14 protein-coding genes are annotated in these 24982 nt (G+C 32.4%); 11 read left to right on the top strand and 3 right to left on the bottom strand.

Features of this window, described 5'->3' with window-relative positions; translation table 11 throughout:
- The first annotated feature begins 46 nt into the window (after nt 1–46).
- Nucleotides 47–997: an ABC transporter ATP-binding protein gene (locus BSF42_RS06345; protein WP_095952264.1), complete on the top strand. Its 951-nt coding sequence runs from the start codon at nt 47–49 to the stop codon at nt 995–997.
- A 107-nt stretch (nt 998–1104) separates the two neighbouring features.
- Here BSF42_RS06345 and BSF42_RS06340 read toward each other — a convergent pair whose 3' ends face one another.
- Entirely contained in the window at nt 1105–3516 is a 2412-nt protein-coding gene (locus tag BSF42_RS06340; RefSeq protein ID WP_095952263.1) for a prolyl oligopeptidase family serine peptidase, read from the bottom strand.
- A gap of 263 nt (nt 3517–3779) precedes the next feature.
- Here BSF42_RS06340 and BSF42_RS06335 point away from each other — a divergent pair, with 263 nt between their 5' ends.
- Together BSF42_RS06335 and BSF42_RS06330 are read left to right on the top strand one after the other, a co-directional pair.
- Complete coding sequence (locus BSF42_RS06335; RefSeq protein ID WP_095952262.1) at nt 3780–4787, top strand: 3-oxoacyl-ACP synthase III family protein; 1008 nt, start codon at nt 3780–3782, stop codon at nt 4785–4787.
- A 188-nt stretch (nt 4788–4975) separates the two neighbouring features.
- Nucleotides 4976–5647, top strand: a complete 672-nt coding sequence (locus tag BSF42_RS06330; protein WP_095952439.1) for a copper homeostasis protein CutC — start codon at nt 4976–4978, stop codon at nt 5645–5647.
- Between the two features lie 90 nt (nt 5648–5737).
- Here the strand turns inward: BSF42_RS06330 and BSF42_RS06325 are convergent, their stop codons facing one another.
- A complete protein-coding gene (locus tag BSF42_RS06325) occupies nt 5738–8152 on the bottom strand; it encodes a TonB-dependent receptor domain-containing protein (protein WP_095952261.1) in 2415 nt (804 codons plus the stop codon).
- Nucleotides 8153–8483: 331 nt separating this feature from the next.
- On the opposite strand from BSF42_RS06325, the gene argS reads away from it, so the two are divergent.
- The 3 genes from argS to BSF42_RS06310 all read left to right on the top strand — a co-directional run bounded on the left by argS (nt 8484) and on the right by BSF42_RS06310 (nt 15632).
- The gene (argS, locus tag BSF42_RS06320) at nt 8484–10262 is read left to right on the top strand and encodes an arginine--tRNA ligase (protein ID WP_095952260.1); all 1779 of its coding nucleotides are present in this window, start codon (nt 8484–8486) and stop codon (nt 10260–10262) included.
- 733 nt (nt 10263–10995) lie between these two features.
- Complete coding sequence (locus BSF42_RS06315) at nt 10996–14187, top strand: SusC/RagA family TonB-linked outer membrane protein (protein WP_095952259.1); 3192 nt, start codon at nt 10996–10998, stop codon at nt 14185–14187.
- Between the two features lie 11 nt (nt 14188–14198).
- Complete coding sequence (locus BSF42_RS06310; RefSeq protein ID WP_095952438.1) at nt 14199–15632, top strand: SusD/RagB family nutrient-binding outer membrane lipoprotein; 1434 nt, start codon at nt 14199–14201, stop codon at nt 15630–15632.
- An 83-nt stretch (nt 15633–15715) separates the two neighbouring features.
- On the opposite strand, the gene BSF42_RS06305 is transcribed toward BSF42_RS06310, so the two are convergent.
- A complete protein-coding gene (locus BSF42_RS06305) occupies nt 15716–16618 on the bottom strand; it encodes a DUF6607 family protein (RefSeq protein WP_095952258.1) in 903 nt (300 codons plus the stop codon).
- 104 nt (nt 16619–16722) lie between these two features.
- Here BSF42_RS06305 and BSF42_RS06300 point away from each other — a divergent pair, with 104 nt between their 5' ends.
- The 5 genes from BSF42_RS06300 (at nt 16723) to BSF42_RS06280 (ending at nt 24261) form a co-directional block, all read left to right on the top strand.
- Nucleotides 16723–18789, top strand: a complete 2067-nt coding sequence (locus tag BSF42_RS06300; protein WP_095952257.1) for a TonB-dependent siderophore receptor — start codon at nt 16723–16725, stop codon at nt 18787–18789.
- A gap of 26 nt (nt 18790–18815) precedes the next feature.
- Nucleotides 18816–19406: an HmuY family protein gene (locus tag BSF42_RS06295; protein WP_095952256.1), complete on the top strand. Its 591-nt coding sequence runs from the start codon at nt 18816–18818 to the stop codon at nt 19404–19406.
- Nucleotides 19407–19680: 274 nt separating this feature from the next.
- Nucleotides 19681–21159, top strand: coding sequence for an SGNH/GDSL hydrolase family protein (locus tag BSF42_RS06290; RefSeq protein WP_095952255.1), 1479 nt, complete (start codon nt 19681–19683; stop codon nt 21157–21159).
- Nucleotides 21156–22577, top strand: a complete 1422-nt coding sequence (locus BSF42_RS06285; protein WP_095952254.1) for a GDSL-type esterase/lipase family protein — start codon at nt 21156–21158, stop codon at nt 22575–22577. Before BSF42_RS06290 ends, BSF42_RS06285 begins: the two co-directional genes overlap by 4 nt.
- 1 nt (nt 22578) lies before the next feature.
- Nucleotides 22579–24261, top strand: coding sequence for an MBOAT family protein (locus tag BSF42_RS06280; protein ID WP_095952253.1), 1683 nt, complete (start codon nt 22579–22581; stop codon nt 24259–24261).
- Nucleotides 24262–24982: the final 721 nt, after the last annotated feature.

The following is a 24982-nucleotide window of genomic DNA, read 5'->3' as shown; positions in this document are numbered from 1 at the left end:
CTTTAGAAATTAAACATTGTAAATTTGACCTCTCATATTACAACTCATGCTTGACATTCAAAATATATCTTTTTCGTATACAGATAAACCCGTTATAAAAGACATCTCATTTACTATTGAGAAAGGGCAGAATATTTCTATTATCGGCGAAAGCGGCTGCGGAAAAAGTACGCTCCTTAAACTGATTTATGGTTTGTATGATTTAGACGAAGGAAAGATTTTTTACGGAGATAAACCAATCTTGGGACCAAAGTTTAATTTGATTCCGGGAATGCCGTATATGAAATATCTTGCGCAGGATTTTGACTTGTCTCCTTATGAAACTGTGGCAGAAAATGTTGGAAAATTCCTTTCGAATGGTTTTGCCAACATGAAAAAACTACGTGTTCAGGAATTACTGGAAATGGTAGAAATGGAACAGTTTTCTAACGTAAAAACTAAATTTCTAAGTGGAGGACAACAACAGCGAGTGGCTTTGGTTAGAGTTTTGGCTTTGGAACCTGAAGTGATTTTGTTAGATGAGCCATTCAGTCAGATTGATGCCTTTAGAAAAAATGCCCTTCGTCGTAATTTATTTCGTTATTTAAAACAAAAAGAAATTACCTGTATCATTGCAACGCACGATAGTACAGATGCTTTGTCTTTTGCAGATCAGGCAATTGTAATGCGAAATGGAGAGTTAATCGTTAAAGATGATCCTGCAAAAATTTATGAAGATCCGCAGATAAAATATGTAGCTTCTTTATTTGGAGAAGTAAATGAAATTCCGACTCATTTATTATTATCATACGAAGACGAAACACATAAAACGCTTGTATATCCGCATCAGTTTAAGATGGTTTCAGAATCTAAACTAATGGTAAAAATTAGAAGAACTTATTTTAGAGGAAGTCATTATTTAATTGAAACCGTTTATAAAAGACAATTAATTTTCTTTGAAAGTGAGATTGATTTACCGCTCGAGCAGGAAGTATTTTTGGCTTTAAATTATTTGTAATTAGGGAATGTGTTAATTAGAAAATTAGATAATTTCTAATTGTTAAAATAATAAACCCGAGAGGTTTCAAAAACCTGTCGGGTTTACTTTTAGAATCAATTATGAATTTAGTTTTTTAGATACTTTTCTAAAAACTGATCTTGTTCCCAAAGCAGGTGTAAAATATTTTCTTTGGCCGCATAACCGTGAGATTCTTTTGGTAAAATTACCATTCTTGCCGGTGCGCCTAAACCTTTTAAAGCTTGGAAATAACGTTCTGTCTGCAAAGTAAAAGTTCCCGGATTATTATCGGCTTCACCGTGAACTAGTAATAATGGAGTTTTCATTTTGTCTGCATTCATAAAAGGAGACATAGTATTGTAAACTTCTGGAACTTCCCAGTAATTACGTTGTTCTGTTTGAAAACCAAACGGAGTAAGCGTTCTGTTGTAAGCACCGCTTCTCGCAATTCCGCAGGCAAATAAATTGGAATGTGTCAATAAATTGGCTGTCATAAATGCGCCATATGAATGCCCTCCAACAGCCACTTTTTTACGATTAATATATCCTAATGCATCAACGGCATCAATTGCAGCGGCTGCATTATCTACCAATTGTGAAATAAAATTATCATTTGGTTCTGTCGTTCCTTCTCCAATAATTGGAAAAGCAGCATCATCTAAAACAACATATCCTTTGGTTACCCAATAAACAAATGAACCATAATATGGAAATGTAAATTCATTTGAGTTTTGAGTTGTCTGTGAAGCACTATTTCGGTCTTTGTATTCAGCTGGATAAGCCCAGATTAATAAAGGAAGTTTCTCTTTTTTTGCTTTATCATAACCCGCAGGAAGATATAAAGTACCCGAAAGTTCCAATCCGTCTTTACGTTTGTATTTGATTACTTCTTTGCTCACATCTTTAATACTTTCAAACGGATTTTTAAAAGTAGTAATTGGAGTTAAGCTGTTTTGTTTTTTAATATTTCTAAAATAATAATTCGGATATTCTGTTTTTGACTGAATCTGAACAAGAACTTTCCCCGATTTAAAATCTTCAATTTCTAAAATTTCTTCTTTTTTGTCTTTGTATGATGAAGTGTAAATGCGCTTTGTTTTCAAAGTTTTAAAATCAAATTCATCAATAAAAGGAAATTGCCCTTCTTTAGTAAAGCCATCACCAATTCTGTAAAGATTTTCTTTTTCTATCGCTAAAACATATTTGTTGTATTCATTTTTTCTAGTTTCAAAAGTACCGGGATCAGAATAGGCATCCTGAGAATTTCTATCTGTAATTACTTTTGGAAGCTGACTTGGGTTTGAAGGATCTATTAAATATGTTTTAGTGTTTCTAGTATCATACCATTCGTCTTTAAGAACAGCAAGATTTTCATTTCCCCAAGTAATTCCATCGAAACGCTGTGGTGTTTTAACCAATGAAGAAGGGTCTTTGTCAAAAGGAGCATCCCAAAGAAAAACCTCGTCTCTAAAATCAACTTTATTCGCAGGATTTCCTTCGTCTAAAGCTGTTACAAAGCATAAAGTTGCCGGTTTGTCGTTTCTCCAGCTCATTTCGCGTTTTCCTTTTTGAACTGCCATAAAACCTTTTGGCATAATTTCGTTCAGTGGAACTTCGTTTACAACTTTAATTTCTTTTCCTTTCACATCATAAACAGTGGTTTTAAGCGGAAATCTATTTAAAGGAACAACATACGAAAATGGTTTGTGAATCGTAGTCAGCATAATATAATTACCGTCTGGAGAGATTCTTTCTCCAGCATACATAGCAGCTTCTTTAAATAAAACAGCATCTCCATTTAATTTTACTTTGTATAATTCAGATGTAATACTGCTTTCAAAATTGGCTTCATCATTTTTGTTTTTCAACATATCAGGATAAGTTCTGTTTTGAGACTTTTCTCCAGAAGTATTTGAAACAATTGGTCCTGTTGGTAAATCTTTTTTAGAATCTAAAAGAGGCTGTTTGTTTTTTGGAAGCATTTTTACCAAAATCGTTTCACTGTCTGAGAACCAGCTAAAAGGATTTCCTAAATTAGCATTTACTGTCGCTGTGGTAAGTTTAGTCGCTTGAGCAGCAGTAATATCTATAACCCAAAGTTCAACACCAGAATTTGCAGTGTGAGAAAATAAAATTCTCTTGTCGTTTGGAGACCAAAGAATATTTGTAATTTTTGGATTTTCTGGCAGACCTGCAACCTGAATTTCTTCTTTAGCGTTTATTTTTCTCAGTTTAAGATTGTTGATATAAGTTACTGTACTTGAGATATTAGTAACAGGATTAATTCTTAAACCAGCTAATCGAACTTCATCCTGATTTAAATCATCAAGAGTTTTATAAGTGTTTCGATACATTAAAAGCATGTTTTCCTTTTTTGTATCCATAGATACTGTCGGCGCTCTTTGATAATCTGCTAGATCTAAAATAGATTTGGATGGTTTTTGGTAAGTTAGATTCTCTTGGGCAAAAGAATAAAAACCACAACTAAAAAGTAAGAACAGTGTAACCTTTAATTTCATAATTTAAGTTTTATCGGGTTTAAAATGGTATTTAAAATGTTTGTCTTTGATATTTGCGGCTTGTTACAATTTAAATCGTATTTTTCATTTTTAGCAATAAATATATCTAAAAGTTTTTAATTTGAGAACTAATTGATTTCAAGCAGTATTATAATTAAATTATATTAAATTGCCAATAACGAAAAAAAGAGTAATTTGTACTCTTATATTTTAAAGTATACGTAAATTTGCAGTCTAAATTTTCAAACAAATAACAATACAATATGTATCATTCAAAAATAACAGGCTTAGGATACTATGTTCCTTCAAATGTTGTGACAAACGATGATTTGTCTAAAATCATGGATACCAATGATGAATGGATTCAGGAAAGAACAGGAATTCAAGAAAGAAGACATATAATTCGTGGAGAAGATACTACAACCTCAATGGGAGTAAAAGCGGCTAAGATTGCAATTGAGCGTTCTGGCGTTGCTAAAGAAGATATTGATTTTGTGGTTTTTGCTACCTTAAGTCCAGATTATTATTTTCCAGGACCAGGAGTTTTGGTACAAAGAGATTTAGGTTTACGAACTGTTGGGGCTTTAGATGTTAGAAACCAATGTTCTGGATTTGTTTATGCCATTTCTGTTGCAGATCAATATATTAAAACGGGAATGTATAAAAACATTTTGGTAATTGGTTCTGAGGTTCACTCTACAGGTTTAGACATGACAACCCGCGGACGTGGTGTTTCGGTAATTTTTGGAGATGGAGCAGGAGCAGCTGTTTTAAGCCGTGAAGAAGATTTGACAAAAGGAATTCTTTCTACACACTTACACTCTGAAGGACAGCATGCTGAAGAATTAGCGCTGCAGGCACCAGGAATGGGAGCACGCTGGGTAACTGATATTTTGGCTGATAATGATCCAAATGACGAAAGTTATTACCCGTATATGAACGGACAATTTGTATTTAAAAATGCTGTAGTTCGTTTTGCAGAAGTAATCAATGAAGGATTGGAAGCAAACGGTTTGCAGGTTTCAGATATCGATATGTTGATTCCGCATCAGGCCAATTTGAGAATTTCGCAGTTCATTCAAAATAAATTTAAGTTGACAGACGATCAAGTTCATAATAATATCCAGAAATACGGAAATACAACAGCAGCGTCGATTCCGATTGCTTTAACTGAAGCTTGGGAAGAAGGAAAAATCAAATCTGGAGATACTGTAGTTTTAGCAGCTTTCGGAAGTGGTTTTACTTGGGCAAGTGCTATTATTAAATGGTAAAATAAATCATCTTACATTATATTTTAAGGCCTGCTTCATTTTTGGAGCAGGTTTTTTTTATAATTTTGTTTGGAGTCATTGCGAGGAACGAAGCAACCGCATTTAGTTTTTTGCGCCAGCAACTGTGCCTATTACCTCACGGTTGCTTCGTTCCTCTAATGACAAACTATAATAAATGTAATAATTTAATGAAAAAAAATCAACTCGAAATAGCTTGTTTTAATTACGAATCGGCACTTATTGCTCAGGAAAATGGTGCGGACAGAATCGAACTTTGCGAAAATATGAAACTTGGCGGAACAACACCAAATTCAATATTGGTAGTAAAAGTACGGGAGAGTTTAAATATCAAAATGCATGTAATTATTAGGCCTCGAGGCGGTGATTTTGTTTATTCTGATGAAGAACTTACAGAAATGAAACAAGATATTAAACAATTTAAAAAATTGGGAGTTGACGGTTTTGTTTTCGGAATTTTAAAAGAAAATGGAAAAGTCAATAAAAAACAGAATAAAGAATTAGTGCATCTGGCACATCCGCTTTCTTGTACTTTTCACCGAGCTTTTGACGTTGTAAAAGATGTTGAAGATTCACTTGAAGATGTTATTGAATGTGGTTTCAAAACAATTTTAACTTCGGGTCAGGGAATCAATGTGACGGAAGGAATCTGGACTTTAGAAAAACTTCAAAAACTAGCCGGAGATAGAATCGAGATTATGCCTGGCGGCGGTTTGAGATCTTCAAATATAAAATTATTACAAGAAAAATTGGATCTGACTTTTTATCATTCATCTGCAATCACGAACGATTCTGAAACTGCAAATCCTGAAGAAATAAAAGAACTTCGAAACTTTTTATAAATTCATAAAATAAAAAAAAGTCTGGAGTGGCATCTCCAGACTTTTCTACAAATTATTCAAAAATTATAAAAAAATATTTAAGAAAGGCAATTAGAACATACCGCCCCCGTCTTTATTAGTATTATCTTCTCTTTGTTTACGTTGTAAGTTTTTGATTTTTGCTCCTCCAAAATTATACGTTAAACCTAGATAAACAGTTTGGCTTTCCCAACCAAACTGACCTGTTTGAGGATAAGGATACATGGTATCAAAAGCATATTTCATAGTATTGAAAACGTCGTTGAAACGCACACTAATGTTCATTTTGTTGTCTAACAAGGTATAACGTGAACCAATATCCATTTTATACATTTCGTGGCTGTTATTTTGAAGCCCGTCTACAGCGCCTCTATAGAATCCAAATGCTAAGAAACTTAAACGTTTGTTTACTTTAAAGTTTGAATTCATACGTCCGTTGAAAGCTGCAACAGTAATTTTTCTTTCTAAAGGATTACTCATTTTTGTTGCCGGATCGTATAAAAATACAACACCTTGCTGGTTTATACTTGAGAAATCTATAGAAGGCTGGATATCCCACCACTTTGTGATTTTATAATTAAAAGAAACTTCAAATCCGTATGCTGTATTATGATCGTAGTTTGTAAATGTCATAATTTGCTTGTTTCCATCTGGATCTGTATCGTCTGGATATAAGATTCTGCTGATTTGATCATTTATACTTCTCACAAAAACACCAGCTGTAAAGCTTCCTTTTTCAAGTGTTTTAGTGTAATTAACTTCAACAGAATTGGTAAACTGAGGTCTTAATTCAGGATTTCCTAATGATGTTACTAATGGAGTAGAAAATTCACGAATAGGTTTTGTCTGCTCTAAACTTGGGCGGTCAACACGACGGCTGTAGCTCAATTGCAATACGTTTTTCTCATTTAAGTTATAAGTTAAATATGCAGAAGGATATAACGTAATGTAGTCATCATTAAATTTTTGGAAACCAGAATTTAAATTCGCAACAACTTTGTAACTCTCAAAACGAGCACCTAACTGATAACTGAATTTTTTGAATTTTTGACCAAATGTTACATAAGCCGAATATATATCTGTATCGTAGGTGTAATTAGAAGTTGGCAATTCTGCAAGAGTGTTTCCAGTAATGTAAAGATTATCCGTTCTTGTAATTCTGGCTTCGGCACCTGCTTCTAATGTTGTTTTTTCATTCAACGGATTTACGTAATCTACGTTTACAGTGCTTAATTTTCTTGTACCGTTAATATAATCATCATAAATAGAATTGTTAGATGTATTGTCGATATTTATAACCTGAGTATCAAAAGAAGCGTTTTGAATTTCTTTAGTATCACTATAATTTCCTTCAATATCTAAAGTGTGCCCTTCTTTTTTAAAGATATGTTTGTAAGCCAAATTATAAGTTCCGGTTGTTTCTGGTCCCCAATATCTTGATTTTTGAAAAATGTTGGCAATATCAGAATCCAGTACATTATTGTAATAAATATCAGTATTTACGTATCCTTTTCCGTTAGATTTGTTTTGGTTTGTATAAATAGACAAAGTGTTATGATCATCAATTAAATAATCCATTCCAATTTTATATAAGTAGGAATCATTATCGTTTATTACAGCAATATTTTGAACAATATCTTGGTCTAATCTTTTGATGAATCCATCATTATAATATGTTCCGAAATTTTGTCCCACATTTCCAAAGAAATTTACTTTTCCAGTTTTGTAGTTCAAATCTAAAGACTGATTGTATTTTGCCGTTTGTCCAAAAGTAATTCCGCCGCTGTAAGTTCCGTTAAAACCTGTATTAGCATTTTTATGCAAAATAATATTAATAATTCCAGACATTCCTTCTGGATTGTATTTTGCACTTGGATTCGTAATCAACTCAATTTTTTTGATAGAAGTTGAAGGAATTTGTTTCAATAACTGCGCTGGATCAATATTAGATGGACGTCCGTCAATTAATACACGAACATTATCGTTGCCGCGAAGCGAAAGTTTTCCGTCCTGATCTACATTCACAGAAGGAATATTGTTCATAATGTCTGATGCCGAAGCTCCAGCTGTTGTTAAATCTTTACCAACGTTAACCACTTTTCTGTCGATTTTTTGTTCGATTGTAGAACGCTCGGCAACAATGTTTACGCCTTTAAGCTGCGTTGCTTCTTCTTCAAGAGAAACATTTACAGTTGCAGATTTTTTGTTTTCACTTAAAAGAACAGAACCAATAAATTTTCTAAAACCGATATATTGAATTTCGATTGTGTAGTTTTTTAAAGCGATGTTTTTAAATGAAAAATCTCCATTGTCATCTGTGTTAACTCCAGAAACTACTTTTCCATTTTCTTTAAGAGAAACTGATGCATAAGAAATAGGTGCATTGTTTGACTTTTCTGTAATTTTTCCAGAAACGGTTCCCGTATTCTGAGCTTGTGCTGTTGCGATTACCCCCAATAACGCGAACAGAAAGAATTTTAATTTCATGATTTCCTTGTTGATTATTTTGATTGTTTTGATTTGATTGATGATTGATTTTGTTCGTTTTTCTTTTTTTTTTGGTACTTCAAAATGAATTTGAAGTCTCTATTAAGACTCTTTTGTGTTTGATATGTTACAAGAAATTGTGAAAAAAAACACAAAAAAGATGTCAAGCCTTGTATTGTAAGAGATTAAGCTTTTGATTTTTTGATAATTTTACCAATTGAAAATCATGCATTTTTATCAAATTCAAATTCTTTTCTTGAATTTTATATGTTTTTGATTTTCTCTAATTGATGAATAAGCAGTATCTTTGCTCACTTTAAAATAAGTTTACATGTCATTACCACAAATTCTTACACCTTCTATACAAAAAGCAATACAAGCATTATTTGATGTTACTGTTGATAAAATCGAGTTTCAAACTACCAGAAAAGAGTTTGAAGGCGATATTACAATGGTTATTTTTCCACTGCTGAAAGTGATTAAAAGCAATCCGGCTGAATTGGGAAATCAAATTGGAAATTATTTAGTTGAAAATGTTTCTGAAGTAGCGCGCTTTAATGTAGTTTCAGGTTTCTTGAATATCGTAATTTCAGATAGTTATTATTTAAATTTCTTTAATGGAATAAAAGATAATAAGCAGTTTGGATATGTAACTCCAGATCCTGCAGAAAAAGCAGTGATGGTAGAATATTCATCGCCAAATACCAACAAACCTTTACACTTAGGACACGTTCGTAATAACTTGTTAGGATATTCTGTTGCAGAAATTCTAAAAGCTTCTGGTAAAAAAGTATACAAAACACAAATTATCAACGATAGAGGAATTCACATCTGTAAATCGATGCTGGCTTGGGAAAAATTCGGAAACGGAGAAACTCCTCAAACTTCTGGTTTAAAAGGAGATAAATTGGTTGGTAAGTATTATGTTGAGTTTGACAAAGCGTATAAAACGGAAATCAATGGCTTAATTGAAACTGGTAAAACAGAAGAAGAAGCAAAAAAACAAGCGCCTATTATTATTGAAGCACAAGATATGCTTAAGAAATGGGAAGCAGGAGATGAAGAAGTAATTTCGCTTTGGAAGAGAATGAACCAATGGGTTTATGATGGTTTTGCAACAACTTATACCAATCTTGGAGTTAATTTTGATAAATATTACTACGAAAGCAATACCTATTTATTAGGAAAAGATGTAGTTCAGGTTGGTTTAGATAAAGGCGTTTTTGAAAAAGATCCAGACGGTTCGGTTTGGATTGACTTGACAGATGAAGGCCTTGACCGTAAAATTGTATTACGTTCTGACGGAACTGCAGTGTACATGACGCAAGATATAGGAACAGCAATTCAACGTGTAAAAGATATGCCAGATGTTGGAGGTATGGTTTACACAGTAGGGAACGAGCAGGATTATCACTTTAAAGTGTTGTTTTTAATCTTAAAAAAGTTAGGTTTTGACTGGGCTTCAAGTTTATACCATTTATCATACGGAATGGTTGATTTGCCGTCTGGAAAAATGAAAAGCCGTGAAGGAACTGTTGTAGATGCAGATGATTTGATGCAGGATATGACAGATACAGCAAAACAAATTTCAGAAGATTTAGGAAAACTTGATTACTATTCTGATGAAGAAAAAGCGAAATTATACAAAACAATCGGTCTTGGAGCTTTGAAATATTATATTTTAAAAGTAGATCCCAAAAAACGTATTTTGTTTAATCCAGCAGAATCTGTAGATTTTGCAGGAAATACAGGGCCGTTTATTCAATATACTTACGCTAGAATTCAATCGATAATCCGTAAAGCTGATTTTGATTTTTCTTCGAAAATTGAAATCGAAGAACTTCACGAAAAAGAAAAAGAATTGGTAAAACAAATCGAACTTTTTCCAGAAGTAATTCAGAACGCAGCGCAGAATCACAGTCCGGCTTTGGTTGCTAACTATACTTACGATTTAGTAAAAGAATATAATTCATTTTATCAATCCGTTCATATTTTAGGAGAAGTAGATTTGACTAAAAAAATATTCAGAGTACAGCTTTCTCAAAAAGTAGCCGAAGTAATAAAAGCTGCATTTGAGTTATTAGGAATTGAAGTTCCTGAGAGAATGTAATTAGAAAGATAACATATTTAGAGAGCCGGTAATTATTTTAATTATCGGCCTTTTTTTTGAATTAATCCAGGGGTCTAAATCATAGAGTAAAAGAATTTCTTAAACCTAATAGATTAAATAAAAAGTTTATAAGAGTTCATTCTTCACTAAATGATTAGTCAAATATTAAGAATCTTTAGAAATTCAAAAAATGAACTGATTACACTAAGCATATGCTTAATTAATTATTTACTCTTAATGTGCTGAATAATCATAAAAATGCAGTATAAAAATACAAAATTTTAATTTTTGCTTTTCGTGATATGCTAACAGCCCCTAAAAAAATGAAAAGTATCAGAATAGGACATATTTGATGCTAAATATTGTTAATTTTTTTAAATAACAGATTTTTCATGTTAATTTTGCGACTTCAAAAGAATTAAGACTTTACTTTAATGAAGTTTTTGAAGAAGAAATCTATTGAAATTTTAAACAGGTAAAATAATGATTTTGCGTTTGATATAAAACATTTACGATGCCTTCCTTATATTCATTTTTAACTATTTTGAATTAGTAACCCTTTTAGTAAGAAATTATAAGGATCAAAACCGCCTAAATTGATTAGGCGGTTTTTTATTTTTAAATTTTAATTTTGTAAGATTAAACATTAATTATTTATTGTTAAAAAGAAATAAATTCTTGTTAAAATTAATTTAATTTTATAAGTTGCGCCCCTAAATTCAAACAAACTATAATGAAAAGAAAAATTAAAGGAATACTTATTCTAGTTTTTATTCTTACAACGCAATTATTTTTTGCACAGGAAAGAACAATCTCAGGAATAGTGTCGGATGCATCTGGACCAGTTCCAGGAGTGAATGTTTTGGTGAAAGGCACAAATTTGGGTGTGCAATCTGATTTAAATGGAAAGTATAGTATTAAAGCCAAAAACGGCGATATTCTTACTTTTTCTTACATGGGTATGAAAGATTTAAATTTGACAGTGCCTTCTGGCTCAATTCTAAATGCCAAAATGCAAGAGCAAGGTGAAGAATTGAAAGAAATAGTAGTCGTTACTGCATTGGGAGTCAAGAAAAATGCTCGTTCAATTGGATATGCTACTCAACAGGTAAAAGCTTCAGACATCACAAGAGGAAATAATAATAGCCTCTCAGGTGCTTTGCAAGGTAAATTGGCAGGGGTTCAAATTACTCCTTCAAGTGGTGCTCCGGGAGCTTCTTCTCAAATAGTAATTCGTGGCGCTCGATCATTTACAGGAAATAATAGTCCTTTGTATGTTATTGATGGTATGCCTGTAGCATCTCAACCAGACTTTAGCACAGGAAATGGAGTTTCTGGTTCTGATATTGCTAACAGGGCAGTAGATATCGATCCAAACGAAATTGAGTCAATCAATGTTTTAAAAGGACAAGCTGCATCTGCATTATATGGATTGAGAGCATCTAACGGTGTAATTGTGATTACTACAAAAAATGGAAAAAATTCTGCTCAAAACGGAAAACCTATTATTACTTTTAATACTTCTACAAGTTTTGAAACAATTTCGAAGAAACCAAATACTCAAAATGAATATGCACAAGGTTCAAATGGGGTATTTAATCCAAATGCTTCAACAAACTGGGGACCAAAAATTTCAGAATTACCAAATGACCCTATATATGGAGGAAATGTTGCTAATGCGCTTAATGGCGGAGTATTACAACCAGATAAATATTATGTACCTCAAAGAGCAAAAGCTGGTCTAGATCCGTGGGTTAATCCTAGAGCTTATAATAATGTTAATGATTTTTTTAATACTGGAATAACGATCAATAACTCACTAAATATTTCTCAAGCAACAGAAAAAACTAACTACTCATTTGGTATAGGTACATCAAAACAAGATGGTATTATCCCAGAAACGGGTATGAGTAGATATACTGCAAAGGCTGTAGTAGATACTAAATTGAATAATGAATGGAAAACAGGTTTTTCATTTAATTATATTCAAACTAAAATAAATAAAAGTACATCAGCAAATGATGGTGCTATAGTTGGTGTTTTCGCTGCTCCAAGAAGTTACGATTTAAAAGGAATTGGTTATGCTAATCCAGCAAATCCGTATGATCAAATTTATTATAGGCCAAGTGTTTTCAATAATCCTTACTGGGCAGCTAACAATAACGAGTTTAGTGAAAAAACGAATCGTGCTTTTGGGAACACATATATTCAATATTCTCCAATCGTAAGTTTAGAAGGAAACCACAAGTTAACAGTGAAGTATCAGGTAGGGATAGATTCGTGGACTACCAATTACAGGAATATTTTTGAATTTGGAAACAAACTTGATTTATCAGGACAAAGTAGCAGTGCTCATCTTTTTGGTACAACAAATGATGTAATTAACTCTTTATTTACTTTAAATTACAATTTAAATATAACAAAAGACCTTAATTTAAATGTTTTAGTTGGAAATGAGTATAACCATCAAAATACTAAAGAATATGATGAGATGGGTACGGCTTTTAACTTTGGTGGATTGCCAACAATTGGTAATGCCAGAACAATAGCTGCTGAAGAATATCGTAGACAAATACGTACTGTTGGTTTTTTTAATAATATTGAATTATCATTCAAAAATATGCTTTTCTTAAGTGGTACTATTCGTAAAGATATTGCGTCAAATATGCCTAGAGGAAATAGGGATTTTATTTATCCATCTGCTTCTTTAGGTTTTGTTGTAACAGAATTAGAAGGATTGAAGGAAAATTCATTTATTTCATATGCAAAACTTAGAGGATCCATTGCTCAAGTAGGGCAAGCAGGAAATTATATAGGAAATTATTATACTAGTCCATCCTACGGTGGTGGATTTTGGTCAGGACAACCAATACAGTATCCGTTAGGGGGTATTAGTTCGTATATTCCTAATAATGTACAATACGATCCAAATTTAAAGCCACAAAACACTAAATCGTATGAATTTGGAGTAGACTTGAAATTTTTCAATAATAGAGTTGGAATTGACTATACTTTTTCTAAGCAAAATTCAACTGATCAAATTTTTAGCGTTCCATTAGCTGGTTCAACAGGAGCCAGTTCCCTTGTTACAAATGGAGGGAAAATGCGTAATGACGTACACGAATTAACTGTAATGTTAAATCCTGTACGCGCAAAAGATTTTAATTGGACATTAAATGCAAACTTCTCGAAAATTGACTCTTATGTTGAGGCATTAGCAAATGGTGTTGATAACATTTTTTTAGGTGGATTTGTAACTCCGCAACTTAGAGCTAGTGTAGGAGATCGTTTCCCAGTTATTTACGGTACAGGTTATGCCAGAGATGCTCAAAATAATATAATAGTAAACGCTGAAGGGCTTCCTGTAGCTGATGGTGAATTAAAAGTATTAGGAGAAGTTGCTCCAAAATTTACTTTAGGAGGTTCTACTCAATTTACATACAAAAGAATTTCAATGGGAGCTGTTGTTGACTGGAAAAATGGTGGAAAAATTTATAGCGGATCGAATAATTTAATGAATTACTATGGTATAGATGCAAGAACAGCTGATAGAACTTCTGAATTTGTATTCCCAGGTGTTAAAGAAAATGGAACTCCAAATGATATTGTTAGAGGAGGTGTTTCAGATCCTAATGCACAGCAACAATTGCAAGCGGTATTAAATGGTATCGCAGAATCTGCAGTTTTTGACGCAAGTTTTGTAAAATTAAGAGAAGTCACTCTGGGATACCAATTTCCTAAATTGTTAAATAATTCTGTTGATCTTAGAACTTCGGTTTTTGCAAGAAACATTTTATTGTGGTCTAAAATGCCTAATCTTGATCCAGAAGCTACACAAGGAAATAATAATTTCTCGGGTGGATTCGAACAATGGTCAATGCCACAAACGAAGAGCATTGGTTTTGGAATGAACTTTACTTTTTAATTAAAAATCAAATGAAAAATATAAAATTAGCAATAACAGCTTTAGTAACTTTATTTTTATTTCAGTCTTGTTCAGAAGATAAGATGGATGAGATAAATAAGAATGTGAATAATCCAACAGATATGGCAAGCCGTTTAATAATTACGGATGTAATGATTAATTCTGCTTTTACTGTTACGGGCTCCGATGCATCTTTTTATGCAGGAATATATTCTGAATTAAATGCAGGAAATCATAACCAAATGTATAATGCACAAATTAGACGCTCTGAACCTCAATTATCTTCTACTTATAATAATGGATGGAATAATAGTTATGAACAACTAAAAACATTACGCATTATTATTGATAAATGTACAAAAGGAGAAGAAAAAGGAAACTATCAAACATTAGGAATAGCTCAAATACTACTAGCTTATAATTTAGCTATTCTAACAGATTTATTCGGTGATGTACCTTACGAAGAAGCAGGAAAACCAGGAGTGATTTTTCAGCCTAAGGTTGACAAACAAGAGGCAATTTATCTAGAAATATTTACTAAATTAAATGAAGGTGTAACTAACCTAAAAAAAACAACAACTTACTCAAGTTTAGGAAATCAAGACTTAATTTATGGCGGGAATTCAGCAAAATGGATAAAAGCTGCAAATGGTTTATTGGCTAGATATACTATGAGGTTGTCTCTTAGAAAAGCAGATTATCAAGGTGTAATTAATTACGTCAATGCTTCTTTTGCGAATGCGAATGATGAATTGAAATTTGTAAACGCTGGCGTGCCAAATCCTTATGCGAGATTTCAATTAGACAGAGGTGCTATATGTGTCGCTAAAAGTTTCTACACCACAATGATTGCTAATGGACCGGCTGATGTTCGTACGGATGCATTCTTTTCTAAAATAGGAGGAGTAGTTGTTCCTTTTGACAATTCAAAAGAAGATGTAGAGGGGCAGGGTATCTATTCTGTCTCATCTATGATTAATGAGAAAAATCCTGTTTACTTATTGAGTTACCATGAGTTATTATTTTTGAAAGCTGAAGCTGAAGCTAGGTTATATCTGCCTCAAGCACAAACTACTATGAATGCTGCGATAAAAGCATCTTACACAAAAAAACAAGTAGTAACCTTTACTGAAACTCAAGCAGATGCTTACATAGCTTCCATTGGAACACTAAATGGTGACGCATTGTTAAAAAAGATTATGCTCGAAAAACATATTTCGTTTTACGAAAATGAAGGTATTGAATCGTATAATGATATTAGACGTTTGAAAGCAATGGGAAATGGAAATTTTATCCCTATGGTAAATGCAAAACCTGAATTATTTCCTCTAAGATTTACTTACGGTCAATCAGATGTTGCTTCGAATTCTAATCTAAAAGATCTATATGGAGACGGATCTTATGTGTATAAAGAAAATGTTTGGTGGGCAGGTGGTACTAGATAATAGTATTCATCATTATAAAAAATAAAACCAAAAAAAGCCGGAAGTCTCAAAACTTCCGGCTTTCTTATAACAACTAATTCTAACTATTTAACAAATTTGTCAATGATTTTATCTGTTTCTGCTTTAGCAGTATCTGGTTTTAAATCGAACAATAGAGAGTAAAGTGCTTTTCTGTCAACTTTAGCTTCTAAGTTTAAATCTTTGTGTCTGTCGAAAAGAGTCTGCCATTTGTCACGAACATTTTTCCAGATAACATTATTTGCTGCCCACCATTTTTGACCAGCAATACATTTAATATCTGGAACTTTAGTGTAAACATCAAATCCTTTTTCTTGTGCTAACAATACATCTTTTCCCGCATCGTCACGAATCAATTTGTCGTTATCTTGCTCATGATTCCATCCTGTAGCAGTGATTTCGTGAATGTTTCTTCTTTTTAAAACATTATAATCGTTGCGTTTTGTCTGCTCTCTTCTTGGAAGCGGTGCATCAGCAACGTTTTCCCAATAATCTTTTCCATCAACATGTACCCAAGTCGAAGATCCTTCATATCTCGGACTATCATCTACTTGATATACTTTTTGAGTCCATTGCCCTTTAACCGTTTTTTTATCTAATTTTTTGTATTTCCAAGAAGTTCCTTTGTCGAAAGAATATAAGTCTGTGTTTTCGTATAACCAATCTTGTCTCCAATGTTTAATGATCATATCATCACTTACAATAAGTAAATGCTGCATTACGATTTTGTTAGGAGTATCTTCTAGTAATTCTACCCATTCTAAAGCAGATTCATGTTTCGTCTCAGATGGCTTATAAGTAAGTGTGTCTTTTGGGTATGAGAATGTCTCTGTGAAGTTAAACTTCACTTCATAACAACCACACATAGATTTAATTGATTTTATGTCTTGTTGTTTTTTGTCCTGACTAAAACCAAGACCACATGTTAAAGCCATAACGGCTGACAAAAAAAGGCTTTTTGAAATCATAACTTATTGTTTTGTTTTTTAATTTTTGCAAATATATAAATTTAATTTAGAACAATTAAAAATAGTTATATATTTGCATCGATTATTAAGACTGAATAAAAATAATGAAAATAAAAATTACCCTTTTTATAATTTTACTTTTTTGTCAAGTTTGTATTGCTCAAGAAATTAGAAAAGATAGTGTCTCAGCAAATGAATTGTCAGAAGTTAAAGTTACAACCGCAACGAGAACAGAAAGGGTACTTTCTTCATTGCCTTTGCCAATGACAATTATTACATCAGAAGCCATTATAAAATCTGGTGTTACACGATTAAATGAAATTTTGAGTGAACAAACAGGGATTATTTTAATTCCAGACGAAAGTGGTTTTGAGGGGATTCAAATGCAGGGTTTAGATGCGGCCTACACCATGATTTTAATTGATGGAGTGCCTCTCGTAGGAAGAAGCGCTGGTGTTTTGGACTTATCACGAGTTTCGGTTGGAAATATTGAAAGAATTGAAATTGTAAAAGGAGCGTCGTCTGCATTATATGGTTCTGAAGCAATGGGAGGAGTAATAAATGTGATTACTAAAAAACCTAAAAAAGATATGTTTTCGGGCAGTCTTTCTTATAGGTATGCGACATTTAATACTAATGATGCAAATACAAATCTTCTTTGGAAAAAAAATAAATTTTCGGCTAATCTTTTTGCTAATTTTTATTCTACAGATGGTTATGATTTAGATAAAAGTACACCTTTAAAAAATGTAGAACCTTTCTATAATTTTACAATTCAGCCTAAAATATATTATGATTTCTCAGAAAATTTAAAATTAATTATGAGTAACCGTTTTTATGATATGAAAATGGATAACGTCGCTATTATTGATTCTGAAAATTATAAAGGTGATGCGAAAGAGAAAGAGTGGAATTCGCAGGTTAAACTAGAACATAAGTGGAGTTCTAAAGTATATTCTGAATATGAATTCTATGCTACCAATTACAAAAATGATTCGTTCTTAAACGATGAGAACAATATTACTTACGAAAGTGCTTATTACGATCAATGGCTTTTTCGTCCAGAGATTAGAACTACACTTTCACTAAAGAATGCTAAATTAACTGGGGGCCTTGGATTAAATTATGAGACTTTGGATAGAACTTACTTTGATAAAAAAGTAGAGTTTAATTCACAATATGTCTTTTTGCAATATGATTATAATCCAACAGAAAGATGGAATATAATAGCTGGTTTTAGATATGATAATCACAGTGTGTATGCCTCACAATTTAGTCCAAAACTGGCTGCAAACTATAAAATTAATGAAAATTTATCCTTAAAATCGTCAGTGGGGTATGGCTATAAAGCACCAGATTTCCGTCAATTATATTTTGATTTTACAAACCCATCGGTTGGATACACTGTTTTAGGATATAATGTAGCTGAAGCTCGATTGAATCAGCTTCAGGAACAAGGACAGATTTTGAGTAGAGTTGAAGGAATAAACTTTAACAATCAATTAGAGGCTGAAAGTTCTATAAACTTCAACTTTGGAACTTTTTACAAAAAGAATAAGCTCAGGATAGATGTTAATGCTTTCTATAATTCAATAGAGAATTTGATTGACACTCGTGTTGTAGCTCAAAAAACTAATGGTCAAAATGTTTTTAGCTACTTTAATATAAGTCAAATTTTCACCTATGGTTTAGAATTTAATTCAACGTATGACTTTACTAAACAATTATCGGTGTCATTTGGATATCAATATTTAACAGCAAAGGATAAATCTGTTTTAGATAATTTCGAAGACTATCAATATATCCGTAACTCTGATTTACAAACTGTTCAAATTAATAAATCGGATTATTTCGGATTGTATAATAGGTCTAAACATACTGCAAATGTCAAAGTTGCTTATTCTATTCCAAAAATCAAGACCGATATTAATTTGCGCGTTTTTTATAGAAGTAAATATGGAATGTTTGATACTAACGGAAATCAAATTCTGGATAAATACGACACATTTGTTGCTGATTACTTCATAACAAACTTATCTATTTCAAAATATATCGGAGATAAATTTATGCTTCAAGCAGGAGCAAACAATTTACTTGATTTTACAGATCCTAGCCAAATTAGTAACCTAGCAGGAAGGCAGCTTTTTGCACGAATTCAATATAATTTTTAATCAACATTTATTTAAACACCCTTAACATGAAAACAAAATTTCTAAAACTTTCACTTTTAGCATTATTTATTTTTACAGCATCTTGCAGTAGCGACGATGATAAAAATGAAGTAATCCCAGTCGTAACAACAAAAGTATCTAATCTTGATGCATCAGCTACAGAATTTACAAAATTCAGTTTTTCAGAAAATAAAGTGGTTACCAGTGATAATTGGGATATTGCTTTCAATAAAACTACTATTATTGTAAATGGCGGAACTAAAAAAGCAGATGCTGAACCAACAAGAACAGGATCTGGATCAATAAGTATCGTTTCTGGTACATTTGCAAGTGTAACATTATTTCCTGCTGCATCTACTTTTGTTCAAGATGGTACTGCTGCTTATGCAATTCCTACAGGAAGTAATAATGGTTGGTATAGTTATAATGCTTCAACTCATATTATTTCACCTATTGCTGGTAAAGTATTTGTAGTTAAAACACACGATGGTAAGTATGCTAAATTTGAAATATTAAGTTATTACAAAGATGCACCAGCAACACCTGAATTGACTTCTGTATCTGGGATCTACACTTTTAACTTTGCATACCAAGCTAATAGCACTACGACATTCTAATAAGAATTATAGTTTCAAAAAAGTCTATTTAGTAGAATGTTTATAATAAAAAGCATCAAAAATTTAGTTAATCATTAGCTTTGTTTTTTTTATTTTTTTTTGATTTAGAGGTTAGATTTATCTAACCTCTTTTTTTTGTTCTACTTTCTTGTTAAATTGAATTAGAAACAAAATGTTATTCTATCTTTGCACAAATTTTCCCTGCAATAAATTAACAGTAACTTAATTGGTTTTATTTTTGTACTGCAGTTCTTCATATTTTTATAATTATTAAGTGAATACAAAATCTTATTTTTTTCAGTCTTTTGCAATCGTAGCGTTAGCGCTGGTTGCCTTTATTGGATTCAAACAAATCCTTCCAGACAAAATATTTTCAGAGAGTAAATTAGATTCTAAAAACATATTAATAGATAGTCTGCTTTTAGAGTCTGTGGCTAAAGATTCACTTTCTTTAGATGACGATAGTATTGCCGCAAGCGAAAGAAAATTAAACAATCAGAAAATTGTTTTTGATGAAACGGAAGGAATCGAATTTCCTGCAGAAACATTTGAGAATTATAAAGGATATCAATACCTGATTTCTTTTTATGAAAAATTATATCAATTAGAAAAAAATCCACAGAACAAAGTTAGAATTGCTTATTACGGAGATTCTATGACCGATGGGGATTTAATCGTTCAGGACGTTCGTACCAATTACCAAGAACGTTTTGGAGGAAATGGCGTTGGCTTTGTTCCAATTACTTCAGAATCTGCTGCTTCTAGAGGTTCTGTAAAATCTACTTATTCTAAAAACTGGAAAACACAATCGTATTTGAATGTAAAAAGACCTACAAGTCCATTTGGCGTTAACGGACATGTGTTTTTCGCAAATGATCAATCCAATCCAACTTGGGTTCAGTATGAAGCAGGTTTGAGCAAATATTCTACTTCTTTAGATAATGCCACTTTATTTTATGGACGTTCATCTAAAACTGGGAAAGTTAATTTTATTGTTGGAAAAGATACCATTAAGAAAAACCTTTCTCCGAATAATTTAGTGAATACTTTAAAGGTTTCATCTGGAAGTTTAAAAGCATTTAAGGCGAATTTCGTGCATGCAGATTCAATTCCGATTTACGGATTTAATTTCGATAATGGAAGCGGAGTTCACGTTGATAATTTCTCTCAGAGAGGAAATTCAGGACTTCCAATTTCAATGTTTAATGCCGATGTGATGCAGGCTTTTAATAACAGTTTGAAATACGACTTGATCATTCTGCATTACGGAACAAACGTTTTGAATTACGGAACCAAAAATTATTCTTGGTATGAAAAAGGAATGACCAAAACTGTAAATAAAATCAAAGAATCATTTCCAGGAGTTTCGATCTTGATTGTTTCTACGGCTGATAAATCGACTAAATATGAATTGGAAATGAAAACCGATTCTGCAGTAGTGCCGTTAATGAAAGCGCAAAAACATTATGCACTGGAAACCGAGTCTGGATTTGTGAATTTATACACCTTAATGGGTGGCGACGGTTCTATGATAAAATGGGTTGATGAAACACCGGCAAAAGCCAATAAAGATTACACACACTTTAACCAGCGCGGTGCAAAAGTCATAGGTAATTTATTGTATGGACAATTAAATAAAGGATACGAGGAATATAAAGTGCTTAGAGAAAAAAGAGATGCTGGCGGCGCTAAACCAAAACCAGTAAGAAGAGCCAGACCAGATTCCGTTTCCGTAACAAAAGACAGCGTATGATGAATAAACTTATTGTTTTCTTTTGTTGTCTTTTTATCTCAACAAATGAGAAGACTTCAAAAACAGATGTACATCCAATACCCAAAAGTATGATTCAGAAAGTGGATACCGCAGCAACTGATGCGCCTTTAGAAGGTCAATTTTATAATGCGAAAGTATTAAAAAGTTTTTTTCAGAAATTGGAAGAAAATGAAGATCAGAAAAAGCAAAAAATCAATATTGTACATATTGGAGATTCGCACATTCAAGGTGACTTGATGACGAATGAAATTAGAAAAAATTTGCAGCAAAAATTTGGAAATGCTGGGCGAGGTCTTGTGTTTCCGTATCAATTGGCAAAAACAAACGGATCTTATAACGAACGTTTCAAATCGAATCGTGTTTGGGAAAGTTATAGAAATATTTATCCCTTTAAAAACAATCCAGTTGGTTTAAGTGGTATTGGACTTTGGAGAGATTCTGGCGGATTTGTAATGGAAATGGATGTAAAAGATCCCGCTTATAAATTTAATACCATAAAAATTATAACGCCTCAGAATCAAGATATGTTTGATTTGGCCATTTCTTCTAAGGTTAATTCCATTCAAACAACAGAGCGAAAAGTTATAACCCATAAAATTAAAAAAGGCGAAGTACTTGGGAGCATAGCAGACAAATACAATGTTTCGGTTGCAGAAATTAAAAGAGACAATCGTCTAAAGTCAAATAATATTCGGGCTGGTAGAACTTTAAAAATCGCAACAAACGAAACTAGGGCAAAAACAATTTCTATGTCTGAGTTTGTGCCTTTAGCAATAGAATCAGATTCTTATTCTCACTATTACAATTCAGATAATGCTTTAAGCCGCATTTTCCTGATTCCGAATAAAGAAGCTTCCAATTATGAGTTAAATGGACTGGTTTTAGAAAAAGATACTCCTGGAGTTATTTACAGCGGTATTGGCGTAAATGGAGCGAAGTTTTCAGATTATAATAAATATCCATTATTTTTTGAACAGTTAAAAGCATTGCATCCCGATTTACTTGTTTTTTCACTCGGAACAAATGAAAGTTACGATCATCTGGACTCCTCAAATTTTATCAAAGAATTGCGAGAGTTTATAAGTAATATTAAAGCCCAGAAAATTGATGCGCCGATAATAATCATGACACCGCCGCCATCTTTGCTGAGAAGAAAACCAAATACTTATATTGATGATTACACCAAACAAATTATTGATATAGCCCAGAAAGATGGTTTTGCAGTTTGGGATTTGTACGATGAATTTGGAGGAATGAGCGGTATCAAACAATTGAAAGCACAAGGACTAATTGGTCCAGATTGGGTTCATTACTCTAAAAAAGGGTACGAAAAACAAGGAAACTTGTTTACAGAGGCGTTTTTAAAAACATACGATAATTATAAATTAAAGAAGTAAATTGACAACAATAGAGAGCATTAATAATTGGTTCGTCCAAAATTTTGGTGTAATTACAATAGAACAAGTTGAAAGTTGGTTTGTATATAATCCAGACGAAAAACTTTTATTTAATACCGGCTTATTTTTAGGCCTATTTTTGGTTTTCTATTTTGTGTATGGCTTTCTACGCAAAACATTTTATTTGAGATTAACTTATGTTATTCTCTTTTCGTTATTCTTTTACTATAAATCAAGCGGAATTTATTTCCTGCTGTTATTGCTTTCTTCAGTTGTAGATTATGGTTTGAGCCAGATTATTTATAAAGAAAGCAGAGACGGTGTAAAGAAATTATATCTGGTTATAAGTGTAATTTTAAATTTAGCCCTTTTGGGTTATTTCAAATACATGAACTTTTTAATTGTAACATATAATGATATGTTTCATGGTAATTTTGCACTTCATAATGTTTTTCTTCCTGTTGGAATTTCGTTTTATACATTCCAATCGATGAGTTATATTATTGAAATTTACAGAGAAGAAATCAAGCCGACAAAAAATTATATCGAATATTTATTCTTCGTATCCTTTTTCCCGCAGTTAGTTGCTGGACCAATTGTTCGCGCAAAAGACTTTTTACCTCAGATTTATCAAAAATTAAATTTATCCAAGCAAGACGTAAACAATGCTTTGTTTTTAATTATTGGAGGTTTAATTAAGAAAACAGTAATCTCAAATTACATTTCGGTAAATTTTGTCGATCGTGTTTTCGATACGCCGTTGAGTTATACATCGTTTGAAAATTTAATGGCTTCTTACGGATATGCCATTCAAATTTATTGTGATTTCTCTGGATATTCAGATATGGCAATTGGTATTGCATTATTACTTGGGTTTAAATTGCCTGAGAACTTTAGAACTCCGTATAAATCAACTTCAATTACAGATTTCTGGAGAAGATGGCACATTTCACTTTCCACTTGGTTAAAAGACTTTTTGTATATTTCTATTGGAGGAAACAGAGAAGGTTCTTTCGCGGGATATTTATTCCCAAGTTTATTCTTCTTTGGATTATTACTTTGGGGAATGGCAAATTATACAACGAGTATAATTCCATTGATTGTTGCATTTGGAAGTATTTTACTTTTCTGTTTATCATTTTTACTGTCAAGCAAAAGAAAACAAACCTTGGTAACCAATTTTAACTTGTTTACCACAATGCTTTTGGGCGGTTTATGGCACGGAGCAGGGGCACAGTTTATCGTTTGGGGAGCACTTCACGGATTAGCATTAGCGGTTCATAAAATATTCATGGAATTTTTTCCATCTAAAAAAGAAAGCAGACCAAATTTCTTATGGAGATTTTTCTCTATTCTAATTACCTTCCATTTTGTAGTTTTCTGCTGGATCTTTTTCAGAGCAAGAGATTTCGAAACAGCTTTACAGGTAATTAATACTATTGGACAATTAACATTCGAACCAGAACTTTGGAAAACAATTGTTTTAGGTTACAAAAATGTATTCGGATTAATGTTGTTTGGTTACGTTTGGCATTTCTTACCAGAAGTCATCACAGACAAAATGAAATGGACATTCGACAGAACACCATTATTAGTAAAAGCAATAATTTTAGGTTTCGTTTACTGGATAGTTTACGCAACAGCAGTTGCCGGATCACAGCCGTTTATTTACTTCCAGTTTTAATTTATAAGGTTCAAAGGTTCATAGCCACAAAGGCGCAAAGGTTTATTCTTTTTGCGCTTTTTTTTCTCCCGCAGATCTAGCAGATTCAGCTAATTTTTTTAATACTCACTCTTAAAAATAATCTGCAGAATCTGCTAAATCTGCGAGAAACAATAAACTTTGCGATTTATGTAATTCAAAACTTTTGTGCCTTTGAGTCTTCGTGGCAAAATCAAACTACACAGCAAAATTGCATTTAAATAAAAATTGCCTGAAATATCTAATTAGATTATCTTTGCACTTCAAATGTTCATAGCCACAAAGGCACAAAGGCGCAAAGGTTTATTCTTTTGCGCTTTTTTTTTCTCCCGCAGATTTAGCAGATTCAGCTAATTTTTTTAATACTCACTCTTAAAAATAATCTGCAGAATCTGCTAGATCTGCGAGAAACAATAAACTTTGCGATTTATGTAATTCAAAACTTTTGTGTATTTGAGTCTTCGTGGCAAAATCAAACTACAAAGCAAAATTACATTTAAATAAAAATTGCCTGAAATATCTAATTAGATTATCTTTGCACTTCAAATGTTCATAGCCAAAAAGGCACAAAGGCGCAAAGGTTTTTCTTTTGCGCTTTTTTTTCTCCCGCAGATGTAGCAGATTCAGCTAATTTTTTTTATACTCACTTTGAAAAATAATCTGCAGAATCTGCTAAATCTGCGAGAAACAATAAACTTTGCGA

This window comes from Flavobacterium sp. ACN6 (assembly GCF_002304005.1).
Lineage (GTDB): Bacteria > Bacteroidota > Bacteroidia > Flavobacteriales > Flavobacteriaceae > Flavobacterium.
Note: the sequence above shows the minus strand (reverse complement) of the source record. Positions and strands in the feature narration are given on the sequence as shown.